Here is an 11991-nt window from a genome sequence, read left to right on the forward strand (position 1 = left end):
AAATATTAGCGGCAATCGCCTCTGCCGTCAAGCGTTGTGCGCCTAAACAGCAGAGGCTGTGAGCAACTTAGTGCTGCTGCGTTTCAATCTGAACCAATTGCACCGGCTCTACCGATTGCAAGTTCTGAGCCTGAACCACATCACGACGACGAGGGCCAACCGGGATCACAGGCTCTTCAGGAACCACGACCTGATCTACCGGTTTGGTCGCCACCATCACCAAACCACCAAGATCAGTCACGGCTTGAACAGCTTCTGGCTCAGGCTGCACATCAACGACATCAACGACATCAACGACTGCAGGTTCTGCCACAGCCACATTTTCCACGACAGCGGTCAAATGCACGTCATCAGCAGACGTCTCGTCCGAAGCGGTCAACTGCTCTTTCGGCTCGATAGCAACTTCAGGTACAGATTGTACTGACTCCACCTCAGTTGCCGATTCTTTAACATCTGGCTCTGTCATAGCCGTAGCGACTTGCGCTGCATGCGCTGTTTCCGGGACCGCAGATACGGGCGCTTCTTGCGGCAACGGTTCAGCAGCCACACTGGAAATTACTTCAACTGGTGCAGTAACTTCGTCAACCTTTGCTACTACGGCTACTGTAGCAGACGGGGCATCGTCCTTAGGCAACGGACTCTCAGTGGCAAGCTGTTCTTCAACGGCGACGGCTACTGCAGACACTCCAGCGACTTCGGCCACCCCTTCTGCTGCCGCAACAGTAGCAGCACCTTCAGTGTCCTCACGACGACTACGATCACGACGACCACGACGGCGGCGACGTTCGGCACGCTCCTGCTGCTCGGCATTCTGGCCATGCGCATCTTCAGCCACACCAGAAACAGCGGCCAGCTCCAGTTTTTCTGGAGTTTCTGCCTCATTGACTACCGGCTGGCGACGGCGCGATTCCTGCTCACGCTTGTCGTTACGCGATTCTGCACCACCTTGTTGACGTTCCTGACGCTCTACCAGTGCCTCACGTGGCTCACGAGCCTCACGTGGTTCTCGCCCTTCCTTAGGCTCGCGTTCGCGCCGATCACGGCGTTCGTTACGCTCTGCACGCGTGGATTCGTTACGTTCGGCACGCTCTGGGCGAGGCTGATTACGCTCAGGACGGCTTTCGCTACGTTCCGAATCTCGCGCAGCCGGTGAAGAGCGGCGCTTTTCATCCTGCTGACCATTGCCCTGACGACGCTGTTCATCACGTTCACGACGCACCTGACTGCCGGGACGACGATCGTTGCCACGCTGACGCGGAGTACGCTGCGCATCGCGTTCAGGCGCTTTTTTACTGGCTAAGCTCGCGTACTTCGACCTTGACCGGTTCAGCAAACAAGCCCTTGAACCACCCTACGACTTTTTCCAACACTCCAGCCTCGGCGGGGGCCTTGGTTTCGGATGTAGCGGATACCGGGGCCGGTTGCTGCGGTGTAATGCCTTTGACCGCGGCTTCCGGCGCTCCACTTTGGGCTTAACCTGGCCAAAATGGGTAGTCACATCGTCTTCCTGCGCTTCAACACGCAGGTAACTGGGTTCATCACCAAGTTCGGCCAAATCATCATGGCGTACCCGCACGATCTTGTAATGCGGCGTTTCCAGTTGAGAATTCGGAATCAGAACAACGCTGACATCCAGGGCGCTCTTCCACCGAATAGATTTCGGCACGTTTTTCGTTAAGCAGGAAAGTTGCCACGTCCACCGGTACCTGAGCGTGTACCGCTCCGGTATTTTCCTTCATGGCCTCTTCCTGGATGATGCGCAGGATATGCAGGGCAGACGATTCAGTACCGCGAATGAAGCCAATACCATGACAACGCGGGCACGGCTCGTGGCTGATTTCGCCAAGGCTAGGCTGCAGACGCTGGCGCGACAGTTCCAGCAAACCAAAGCGCGACAGCTTACCCATCTGTACGCGTGCACGGTCATGCTTGAGCACTTCGCGCAGCTTGTTTTCCACATCGCGCTGGTTACGCGGGTTCTCCATGTCGATGAAATCGATCACGATCAAACCGCCCAGATCTCGCAAACGCAGCTGACGAGCGATTTCTTCCGCCGCTTCCAGGTTGGTGCGCAGCGCGGTTTCCTCAATATCGGCGCCCTTGGTTGAACGGGCCGAGTTGACGTCAACCGAGACCAGTGCCTCGGTATGGTCAATGACAATCGCACCGCCAGACGGCAGCTGTACGCTACGGGAGAAAGCAGTTTCGATCTGATGTTCGATCTGGAAACGCGAGAACAGCGGCACCGGATCCTTGTAGAGCTTCACGCGCGGAATCATGTTCGGCATGACGTGGCTCATGAACTGACGGGCCTGTTCGAAAATTTCTTCGGTATCGATCAGGATTTCGCCAATATCCGGATGGTAGTAATCACGAATGGCACGGATGACAAGGCTACCTTCCTGCAAAATCAGGAACGGGGCGTTCTGTGCACCAGCCGCGCCCTCGATGGCACGCCACAACTGCATCAGGTAACCCATGTCCCATTGCAGCTCTTCCAGGGCTGCGACCGATACCGGCAGTACGCGCGATCAGGCTCATGCCTTGCGGGACTTCCAGCTGAGCCAGCAGGTCTTTCAGTTCCTGACGCTCATCACCCTCGATACGGCGCGATACACCGCCACCACGCGGGTTATTGGGCATCAACACCAGATAACGGCCAGCCAGGCTGATATAGGTGGTCAGCGCAGCACCTTTATTGCCACGTTCGTCTTTTTCTACCTGAACGATTACTTCCATGCCCTCACGCAATACATCCTGAATGCGCGGGCGGCCGCCTTCATAGCCCCGGAAGTAAGAACGGGAGACTTCCTTGAACGGCAGGAAGCCGTGACGATCGGTACCATAATCGACAAAACAGGCTTCAAGGGAAGGCTCGATGCGAGTAATGATACCCTTGTAGATATTCCCCTTGCGCTGTTCCTTACCGACCGTCTCAATATCCAGATCGACGAGCTTTTGCCCGTCGACAATTGCAACGCGCAGCTCTTCGGCTTGCGTTGCATTAAACAACATGCGTTTCATTTTAATTTCCCTGCGCGGCACTCACGCAAGGATGCAGCCAGTATTTGACGGCCCAGAGTCTAGTAATGGGCGCTTTCCGAAAGAAGTTTTGGTGTAAAGAGCAAGTAAAACCGTTTTAACAAGCCTACTTCCTGATTGATTCACACGAGGCCCAGAAAGGTGTGCGCAACAGCGCACGTGTACTTTTTGTCCTTGCCGGACTGACAAGGCCAATACAGCTAAGGGCAATCGTGCCGGGTCAAACTTTGCTACGGGGTTTCCTGACTGGCTTTGCATCAGGAAATGGAATACTCGTGAGTGCGTTATGCGTATAAATGCATTACCATCGCTGCTTTTCGGTGAGCGAGTTAACCTTGGCTGCGGCTTAAGCTGGAATGGCATCAGGTCAGGGGTTTGATTCCCTGCTTAAGCCCGTTCTCAAGTTTCCGCAGCAGCGTTACAGATTTTCCACCTGCAACCTTGGCTTACCGGATCGCTGTCACCGCATTGAAATATACGGTTAAGCGCACGAAGTATAAGCAATATGACTGATATTCGCAAAGATTCCGTCAGCTTCCTGAAGGTTGATGAGGCCGAAGCTGGCCAACGTATTGATAACTATCTGGTTCGCCTGCTCAAGGGTGTGCCCAAAAGCCATATTTACCGCATTTTGCGCTCCGGTGAAGTACGGGTGAACAAGGGCCGCATCGATGCCACCTATCGGCTGCAGGCCAACGACGAATTGCGCATTCCACCGATAAGGTTGGCCGAACGCCAAGAAAAAGCCGTACCGGCAGGCACCTTCCCGGTTATCTATGAAGACGCCGCCATGCTGGTCATCGACAAACCGGCTAAGCGTTGCGGTACACGGCGGTAGCGGCGTGTCATTTGGCGTGATCGAACAGCTGCGACAGGCCCATCCTGACTGGAAATATCTGGAGTTGGTACATCGTCTGGACCGCGAAACGTCTGGCCTGTTGATGCTGGCAAAAAAACGGTCGGCACTCACCAAACTCCACGACATGATGCGCTCTGGCATACCGGACAAACGCTATCTGGCTTTAGGTATCGGCCAGTGGCTTAAGCACAGACCAGACACGTCAAGTTGCCTCTGTTCAAATTTCACACGGCAGAAGGCGAACGCCGGGTTTGCGTGGCTGACAACGGCCAATTTGCCCATACCATTTTTACCGTAGAGGAACGCTTCGACGAGTTTACGCTGGTAGAAGCGCATCTGCGGACCGGGCGAACCCACCAGATCCGGGTGCACATGCAAGCAAGCGGCTGCCCGATTGCGGGCGACGAAAAATACGGCGACTTTGCCCTGAACAAGGAACTGGCTCGCCGCGGGCTCAAACGCATGTTCCTGCATGCCAGAAGCCTGACGCTTCCGCATCCACTGACCAGCGAACCGTTACGGCTGGAAGCGCCGTTACCGGCGGAACTGGAACGTTTTCTGAACACGCTGAGACACCATGGCAAAAGCATTTGACCTGATTGTATTCGACTGGGATGGCACCTTGATGGACTCCACCGCCCATATTGTCCATGCCATTCAAGCCGCCAGCCGCGAGCTTGGCTTGCCAGTACCGGACAAGAACCGTGCCCGACATGTCATCGGGTTGGGGCTGGTCGATGCTCTCCGCTATGCCTGCCCGGAACTGGAACCGAGCCACTATCAGGAGATGGTGGCCGCTTACCGGCACCACTATCTGGCGGGTGACCATGCTATCGAACTCTTTGATGGCGTACGCGAAGGGTTGGCCGAACTGCGCGACAGCGGAGTCTTTTTGGCCATCGCCACCGGCAAGAGCCGTGTTGGGCTGGATCGAGTACTGCAAGAGACCGGCATTGGAGAATTTTTTGATGCCACCCGGACCGTGGACGAATGCCACTCCAAGCCACACCCGTCCATGCTGGAACAGCTCACCGACCAGCTGGGTGCCGACGTGCGCCGTACCCTGATGGTGGGCGACACCACCCACGACCTGCAAATGGCAAACAACGCCTAACACACTGGCGGCAGGAGTCAGCTACGGTGCCCACCCGATCAAGGAATTACGCGCCTGCCAACCACTGGATATCTTCCATTCCTTCGTGGAACTCAAACAATGGCTGAGTCCGCAGCTCGTGTAATCTGCGCTTCATCGGCATTGGTTGAACGCGGGCTTGCCGTCCGCTTTACCGTGACAGATGCCAACGGCCAGCAACGCCCGGCACTTGCCGTACGTTACATGGGCCGGGTGTATGCCTATCTCAATGCCTGCCAACATATCCCGGTCGAACTGGATTTACAGGACGGCAACGTGTTTGATCTTTCCGGTCACTACCCGGTATGCAGCATGCACGGCGCCCTCTATGAACCCAATTCCGGTCGCTGCGTAGGCGGCCCGTGTCGAGGCCGGAAGCTCACTGCTCTGCCGGTGCATGAAGCAGACGACTTGATCTGGCTGGATACTGATGCCGTGTGAAGTTTGTTAGACTTATCACTTTGTGAGTCAGCGCCGTTTTGCTTTTGGAGTATTGCAACGATGAATGACAACCCGAACTGGGAACGTCAACTGCTTGAAAAACTGGCCATGGCGGCCCTGCTGGAGCAACGCCGCACCCGCCAGTGGAAAATATTCTTCCGCCTGCTATGGCTGGCAATTCTGGCCTTCATGGTTATCGGTCTGTTTCTCCGTAACGATGATCGTGCCGGTGATGCATTGACCGGCAGTGGCCATACCGCCGTAATCAGCCCGGAAGGCGTCATCGACAGCAGTAACAATACGGCTGAAAAACTGATCGCTGGCCTGAAAGACGCCTACGACGACAAGGGCACGCGCGGCATCATCATCGAAGCCAACAGCCCGGGTGGCAGCCCGGTTCTGTCCGGAGTGGCTTATGACGAAATCCGCCGCCAGAAAAAACTGCACCCGACGATCCCGTTGTATGTTGTAGTCGACGAGGTGTGCGCCTCCGGCTGCTACTACATCGCCGCCGCTGCCGACAAAATCTATGTCGACAAGGCCAGCATCGTCGGTTCCATCGGCGTGCTCTCCGATGGCTTTGGCTTTACCGGTGCCATGGAAAAACTTGGCATTGAGCGTCGACTCAAGACAGCTGGTGAAAACAAGGCGATGGGCGACCCGTTCTCTCCGCTCAACAGCAAGCACGAGGCCATTCGCCAGCAACTGCTGGATGACATTCATCGCCAGTTTATCAAGGCCGTCAAAGATGGCCGTGGCAGCCGCCTCAAGACGACAGCAGATACTTTCTCCGGCATGGTCTGGCTGGGCGAGAAGAGCATCCCGCTTGGATTGGCCGATGGCTACGGCACGGTACAGTCGGTTGCCCGGGATGTGATCAAAGCGGAGAAAACCATGGATTACACCCAGCAAGATGACTTTGCCAGCCGCGTGGCTCGCCGCATGGGTGTCGAATTTGCTGGCGGGGTGAAAAGCCTGTTCAATACGCGCATGTTCTGAAAAGGCACAGGATGGCACGCAAGCGACGCAAGCAGGTTGAAGAGCACGATAATCACGAACGCTGGCTGGTATCGTACGCCGACTTCATTACCCTGCTGTTTGCCTTCTTTGTGGTGATGTATGCCATCTCGTCGGTCAACGAAGGCAAATACCGCGTACTCTCCTCCGCTATCATCAATGCGTTTAGCACCGGCTCCAGCGACAACGTGATTGCCACCCGCCCCAACGGTTCGGCCAACACCATGATCAGCGTGCCCAACAGCAAACCGATCAGCAAGGCCGTCAAAGGTGACCCGCATCAGGACGAGAAGAACCGCTTGGGCGCCCTGTCGGCGGATCTGGGCAAAGTGATGCAACCGCTGGTCAAGGGTGGCCGGGTCAAGATCACACAAAGCCCCAAGGGCATTGCCATCGAAATCCGCGATAGCGCGCTGTTTCCGGTGGGGCAGGCGCAGCCCAATGCTCAATCCCGCCAGATCATGGCGAACATGGCCAACCTGCTATCCAAAGTGGACAACCAGATCCGGGTAGAAGGCTTTACCGACAACGTGCCGATTAGCAACCCGGTTTATCCGTCCAACTGGGAGTTGTCGGCCGCCCGTGCTTAAGCAGCGTGGTTCGGCTGTTTCAGGAATATGGCATCAAACCCCAGCGACTGGTAGCCGTTGGCCGCGGGGAAAATCTACCGGTAGCAGACAATTCGACGCAGGATGGCCGTGCCACCAATCGCCGGGTATCGATTACGGTACTGGCCGTTGACCAGAACGAAACCGAAGTTCTCCCCTCGCAACTTTCTACCGCCACCCCACCCGCCACAAGCGCTCGGTGATATTGATGACAGGCAGGAGATAATATATGGCAAATGAGCTTACCCCCGCAGCACTCGATCAACTGTTTTATGGGGCACGCACCTATAGCTACTGGCAGGACAAGCCGGTGAGCGACGCGCAGTTGCAACAATTGTTCGATCTGATGAAGCAATGCCCGACCAGCGTGAACAGCTTGAGCCCGGTTTGTTTTCATCAAAACCCCAGACGCCAAACAGCGGCTCAAACCCTGCCTGTCGGCTGGCAACCAGGAAAAAAGCATGCAGGCGCCGGTCACCGTGATCGTGGCGCAAGACATGCAGTTTTACGAACACCTGCCGCGCCTGTTCCCGCATGCAGACGCCAAAAGCATGTTTGCCGGTAATGATGCGGTCATCACGGCCACGGCATTTCGCAATAGCTCATTGCAGGGCGCCTACCTGATCATGGCAGCCCGTTCGCTGGGGCTGGATTGCGGCCCAATGTCCGGGTTTGATAATGCCAAACTGGACAGCACCTTCTTCCCGGACGGTCGTTATCGCTCCAATTTCCTGATCAATATCGGCTACGGCGATGCCAGCAAGCTGCATGAGCGCTTGCCGCGCTTTGCCTTTGATGAAGTCTGTCAAATTCTGTGAGTCGCCGTTAACACTGTTGCCCGGTTATAATGCCGGGCATTTTCACACCGGAGAAACCAATGCTCTATTCGCTTCTGCGCCCGCTGCTCTTTCGCTTTGACGCAGAAACCGCTCACGAGAACACCCTGAAACTGCTGGATCGCGCCCATCAGCTGCACCTGAACAAGTTGACCTGCCCACCGGCAGCGCGCAGCCCGGTTCAAGCCATGGGGCTGACTTTTCCCAATGCGGTAGGACTCGCAGCTGGCCTCGACAAGAATGGAGCACATATCGACGCACTGGCCGATATGGGCTTTGGTTTCATCGAAATTGGCACCATCACCCCACGACCGCAAGCGGGCAATCCCAAGCCACGGTTATTCCGCGTACCGGAGCATCAGGGCATCATCAACCGCATGGGGTTCAACAACCTCGGGGTGGATGTTCTGCTCGACAATGTCCGCAACTGTAAATTCAAGGGCATTCTGGGCATCAACATCGGTAAGAATGCCGTCACCCCGATTGAAAATGCCGTCGACGATTACCTGATCTGTCTGGACAAGGTATACGCCTACGCCAGCTACATCACGGTGAATATCTCCTCGCCCAACACCAAGAACCTGCGCCAGCTGCAACAGGGTGACGAACTGTCCAGACTGGTACAGGCGCTCAAAGCACGGCAACAACAACTGGCCGACAAACACGGTCGTTACGTGCCGTTGGCTGTCAAGATTGCACCGGATCTGGATGACGAACAGATCCGCGAAATTGCGTATTTGCTGACGGAACATGAGGTGGATGGGGTGATCGCCACCAATACCACACTCTCTCGTGCGGAAATTGCCGGGCATGCCCCGGCAGGGGAAGCGGCCTGTCTGGTGCGCCGGTCAAAGAGCGCTCCACGGAGTTGATCCGCAAACTGGCACGCGAGCTGGATGGCAGCCTGCCAATCATCGGGGTCGGCGGCATTCTGTCTGGCGCTGATGCCGTCGAAAAGCTACAAGCGGGCGCTACGCTGGTACAGTTGTACAGTGGCCTGATTTATCGTGGCCCGGAACTGGTCGCTGAATGCGCCAGTGCCGTTGCAAACTACCACAAACAAACCCCTAAGCCGTAACCACATAAAGGGAGATTTCAGGATGAAAATGAATCGCTCATTGACCCGTATCGTATTGGCCAGCGTCTTGTCCGTAAGCTTGTTCTCACCGGCTGCGCCACCTCCGACTCGGCCGCTGTCTACAGCAAAGGCCAGATGCGCCAGATCCAGAATGTGACACTGGGCACCGTGGTATCGGTGCAGAACGTGAAGATGGAAGGACAAAACAACGAACTGCTCACGCTGGGCGGTGCGGCGCTGGGCGGCCCTGGCTGGTAGCAATGTTGGTGGCGGCCACGGCTCCATCGCCGGAGTGATCGGCGCCATCGCCGGTGGCTTGGGAACCCAGGCTGCACAACGCTCCCTTGGCACCAAGAACGCCATCGAAGTGACGGTCAAGCTGGATGACAGCAAACGTCTGATTTCCATCGTGCAGGAAGCCGATGTACCTCTGGTGGCTGGCCAACGCGTGCGCGTTCTGACCGGCGGTGGCAATGACCGCGTAGTTCCGTTCTGATCGACCCGGGTTCCAGCCGATCTTTCGGCCAACCTTGATAAAAACCGGCGGCTGATCCCGCCGGTTTTTATATGTCTAACGGCAGCCAGCGCCCGTCACGCTGCAAGCCCTGCAATGGCCGATACACCGATTTGTAAGCCATTTTGCGGCAACCGGCAATCCAGTAGCCCAGATACAGATAAGGCAAACCCAACTGCCGCGCCAGCCGTACCTGCCACAGGACATTGAACACACCATAACTGGCGTGCACATCATCCGGATCGTAAAACGTGTAAACCGCCGACAAGCCATCTTCCAGTTGGTCGATCAGGCTGACCATCTTCAGTTGTCCGTCCAGGCGGAATTCGGCCAACAGGCTATCGACACCACTTTTCAGGATAAATTCAGAGTACTGCTTGGCATCGTCATCGGCCATGCCGCTGCCAGCATGGCGGGCTTGCTGGTAGCGGGAATAGAGCTGGTAATGCTCGTCTTCAAACCGCAAGGGCAGCAAGGTTACCTGCATGGCGGCCAAGCGCCGCTCCACCTTGCGCTGGGTACGCCCGGGCTGAAAATCGGCCACCGCTATGCGTACCGGTACGCAGGCCCTGGCAACGATCACAATAAGGGCGATAGGTATACAGACCACTGCGACGGAAGCCCAGCCCGATCAGCTGGCTATAGACACGGCCGTCTATCGCCTTGGCCGGAATGGCAACCTGCGAACGCGCCTCGCGCCCCGGCAGATAACTGCAAGGGTATGGCGCCGTGGCATAAAAATGAATGGCCGCAAACGGCCCGTCGTCACGCTGGCTCATGTTGATAGCGGTAGGTCCACAAGGTAGCGGGCGGCGCGAGCCGGACATGCCTCTGCAGCGTGGCGAGAAAGGTGTCACGCGGGATCAGCCGGGCACCGAGGCTCGCCAGATGCGCGGTATGGAATTGGCAATCGATCATGCCAACCCCCTGTTGCCCCAGATGACGCGCCATGTGCACAAAAGCCAGCTTGGAAGCATCGCACCGCCGCGAGAACATCGATTCGCCATAAAACATCAGGCCCAGCGCCACGCCATAAAGACCGCCAACCAGCTCGCCATCCATCCAGGTTTCAAACGAGTGGGCAAAACCTAGCTCATGCAACTGACAATAGGCATCGACCATTTCCGGAACGATCCGGTACCGCCCTGCCCGTCACGCGGCGCGGCACAGGCTTCCATGACCTGACGAAATGCCGTATCCACACGGATTTCGTAATCCAGGTTACGCAGGGTTTTGTCGAGCGAGCGCGTGACGTGTAACGCTTCTGGAAACAGTACCATGCGTTCAGACGGCGACCACCACAGCAACGGCTCGCCAGCAGAGAACCATGGAAAAATGCCTTGTGAATAGGCCAACATCAGCCGCTGCGGGGAGAGATCGCCACCGGCCGCCAACAAGCCATCCGGCTCGGCCAATGCGGTATCCACCGGGGGGAATTTCAGTTCGCGAGGAAGCCGGGGAATCATGCGAGATCAACCTCCAATGGCATCGCGCCATCTGATTCGGCCAACTACGACAGAGCCATGCTGGCGCCACCTGAAGCGGTGGCGCGGGTTACTTCCTGTTTGCGGTGCGCGCCAGGCAGTCCGGACATTCGCCGTACATATACAGGGCGTGGTCGACAATACGATAGCCGTGCTGCTCGGCGATACGGTCTTGCAGCGCCTCGATTTCCGGATCGAAGAATTCCACGACCTTACCGCACTTCACACACACCATGTGATCATGATGGCCGCCTTCGTTCAGTTCGTAGACGGCCTTGCCGGTTTCAAAGTGATGGCGCACCAAGATACCGGCCTGCTCAAACTGGGTCAGAACCCGGTAAATGGTGGCAAGGCCAATGTCGATATCTTCGGTCAACAGCTTGCGATAGACGTCCTCCGCCGACATGTGACGCGCGTCAGCGGTTTCGAACAGGTCCAGAATTTTCAGTCGAGGGCCGGTGGCCTTAAGGCCGATATCTTTAAGGTGACTGGCTTTGCTCATCATGATATAAAGTGGGTCAGTTTTTGAGCCATGATAAAGCCTTTTACCGGCTTTGCCTAATTCCAGCCTCATACTGTTCAAGTTAATCGGAGTACTATGCGCGCCCTGATCATTGCCGCCGTTATTGCCCTTTCCGGCTGCAGTTCCGTGACCCCGCTGAACTGGATTCGTCCTTACAGCATGGATATCCAGCAGGGTAACTACGTTACTCAAGACGCCGTGGCCAAACTCAAGCCCGGCATGACCCGCGCCCAGGTACGTTTCGTACTGGGATCGCCGCTGCTGACCGATGCCTTTCATGCCAACCGCTGGGACTACAAGTACCAGATCATGAAGTATGGCCAAACCACCGACAGCAAATTGCTGACCGTTTACTTTGAGGGCGACACCCTCGTCCGGATAGAAGGCGATGCCCTGCTTAAGCCGATCGCACCAACCCGTTGCCGCTGGAAGTCTCCGCTCCGGCACATGAAGTGAA

Annotated in this window: 15 protein-coding genes and 3 pseudogenes; 11 read left to right on the forward strand and 7 right to left on the reverse strand. The window is 56.6% G+C overall.

Annotation, left to right across the window (positions count from 1 at the left end):
- Window positions 1–67 precede the first annotated feature (67 nt).
- Both GKE73_RS26375 and GKE73_RS26380 read right to left on the reverse strand, forming a co-directional pair.
- Window positions 68–1219 carry a ribonuclease E domain-containing protein gene (locus GKE73_RS26375; RefSeq protein ID WP_446686358.1) on the reverse strand — a complete coding sequence of 384 codons (1152 nt, stop codon included), beginning with the start codon at window positions 1217–1219 and terminating at the stop codon, window positions 68–70.
- A 12-nt stretch (window positions 1220–1231) separates the two neighbouring features.
- Window positions 1232–3024: pseudogene (locus tag GKE73_RS26380) on the reverse strand (Rne/Rng family ribonuclease); the annotation flags it as partial.
- A gap of 523 nt (window positions 3025–3547) precedes the next feature.
- On the opposite strand from GKE73_RS26380, the pseudogene GKE73_RS01825 reads away from it, so the two are divergent.
- The 10 genes and pseudogenes from GKE73_RS01825 to GKE73_RS01865 all read left to right on the forward strand — a co-directional run bounded on the left by GKE73_RS01825 (window position 3548) and on the right by GKE73_RS01865 (window position 9509).
- Window positions 3548–4495: pseudogene (locus tag GKE73_RS01825) on the forward strand (RluA family pseudouridine synthase).
- On the forward strand, window positions 4479–5015 hold the full coding sequence (locus GKE73_RS01830; RefSeq protein WP_230368862.1) for an HAD-IA family hydrolase: 537 nt from the start codon (window positions 4479–4481) through the stop codon (window positions 5013–5015). Before GKE73_RS01825 ends, GKE73_RS01830 begins: the two are co-directional and overlap by 17 nt.
- A gap of 99 nt (window positions 5016–5114) precedes the next feature.
- Window positions 5115–5474 carry a Rieske 2Fe-2S domain-containing protein gene (locus GKE73_RS01835; protein WP_280954684.1) on the forward strand — a complete coding sequence of 120 codons (360 nt, stop codon included), beginning with the start codon at window positions 5115–5117 and terminating at the stop codon, window positions 5472–5474.
- A gap of 60 nt (window positions 5475–5534) precedes the next feature.
- Window positions 5535–6473, forward strand: a complete 939-nt coding sequence (locus tag GKE73_RS01840; protein WP_230368864.1) for a S49 family peptidase — start codon at window positions 5535–5537, stop codon at window positions 6471–6473.
- A gap of 11 nt (window positions 6474–6484) precedes the next feature.
- Window positions 6485–7081: a flagellar motor protein MotB gene (locus GKE73_RS01845; RefSeq protein ID WP_230368865.1), complete on the forward strand. Its 597-nt coding sequence runs from the start codon at window positions 6485–6487 to the stop codon at window positions 7079–7081.
- Between the two features lie 5 nt (window positions 7082–7086).
- A complete protein-coding gene (locus tag GKE73_RS01850; RefSeq protein WP_230368866.1) occupies window positions 7087–7302 on the forward strand; it encodes a hypothetical protein in 216 nt (71 codons plus the stop codon).
- A 231-nt stretch (window positions 7303–7533) separates the two neighbouring features.
- On the forward strand, window positions 7534–7917 hold the full coding sequence (locus GKE73_RS01855) for a malonic semialdehyde reductase (RefSeq protein WP_230371377.1): 384 nt from the start codon (window positions 7534–7536) through the stop codon (window positions 7915–7917).
- 59 nt (window positions 7918–7976) lie between these two features.
- A pseudogene (locus tag GKE73_RS01860) lies at window positions 7977–9013 on the forward strand (quinone-dependent dihydroorotate dehydrogenase).
- A gap of 135 nt (window positions 9014–9148) precedes the next feature.
- Complete coding sequence (locus GKE73_RS22095; RefSeq protein WP_280954685.1) at window positions 9149–9271, forward strand: hypothetical protein; 123 nt, start codon at window positions 9149–9151, stop codon at window positions 9269–9271.
- Window positions 9243–9509 (forward strand): outer membrane lipoprotein, encoded by a 267-nt coding sequence (locus tag GKE73_RS01865; RefSeq protein ID WP_230368867.1) that lies wholly within the window; start codon window positions 9243–9245, stop codon window positions 9507–9509. The genes GKE73_RS22095 and GKE73_RS01865 overlap by 29 nt, the downstream gene beginning before the upstream one ends.
- Before the next feature lie 67 nt (window positions 9510–9576).
- Here GKE73_RS01865 and GKE73_RS01870 read toward each other — a convergent pair whose 3' ends face one another.
- The 5 genes from GKE73_RS01870 to fur form a co-directional block, all read right to left on the reverse strand.
- Window positions 9577–10071 carry an aspartate/glutamate leucyltransferase gene (locus GKE73_RS01870; RefSeq protein WP_230368868.1) on the reverse strand — a complete coding sequence of 165 codons (495 nt, stop codon included), beginning with the start codon at window positions 10069–10071 and terminating at the stop codon, window positions 9577–9579.
- Window positions 9983–10306 carry a hypothetical protein gene (locus tag GKE73_RS01875; RefSeq protein ID WP_230368869.1) on the reverse strand — a complete coding sequence of 108 codons (324 nt, stop codon included), beginning with the start codon at window positions 10304–10306 and terminating at the stop codon, window positions 9983–9985. Before GKE73_RS01875 ends, GKE73_RS01870 begins: the two co-directional genes overlap by 89 nt.
- Entirely contained in the window at window positions 10293–10649 is a 357-nt protein-coding gene (locus tag GKE73_RS22100; RefSeq protein ID WP_280954686.1) for a leucyl/phenylalanyl-tRNA--protein transferase, read from the reverse strand. The genes GKE73_RS01875 and GKE73_RS22100 overlap by 14 nt, the downstream gene beginning before the upstream one ends.
- Entirely contained in the window at window positions 10616–10993 is a 378-nt protein-coding gene (locus GKE73_RS22105; protein WP_280954687.1) for a leucyl/phenylalanyl-tRNA--protein transferase, read from the reverse strand. Before GKE73_RS22105 ends, GKE73_RS22100 begins: the two co-directional genes overlap by 34 nt.
- A gap of 88 nt (window positions 10994–11081) precedes the next feature.
- On the reverse strand, window positions 11082–11513 hold the full coding sequence (gene fur, locus GKE73_RS01885; RefSeq protein ID WP_230368870.1) for a ferric iron uptake transcriptional regulator: 432 nt from the start codon (window positions 11511–11513) through the stop codon (window positions 11082–11084).
- A 96-nt stretch (window positions 11514–11609) separates the two neighbouring features.
- Between fur and GKE73_RS01890 the strand changes: the two genes are divergently transcribed.
- Window positions 11610–11990 (forward strand): outer membrane protein assembly factor BamE, encoded by a 381-nt coding sequence (locus tag GKE73_RS01890; RefSeq protein ID WP_230368871.1) that lies wholly within the window; start codon window positions 11610–11612, stop codon window positions 11988–11990.
- Window position 11991 lies beyond the last annotated feature (1 nt).

Source organism: Paludibacterium denitrificans, from assembly GCF_009707705.1.
Taxonomy (GTDB): Bacteria; Pseudomonadota; Gammaproteobacteria; order Burkholderiales; family Chromobacteriaceae; genus Paludibacterium_A; species Paludibacterium_A denitrificans.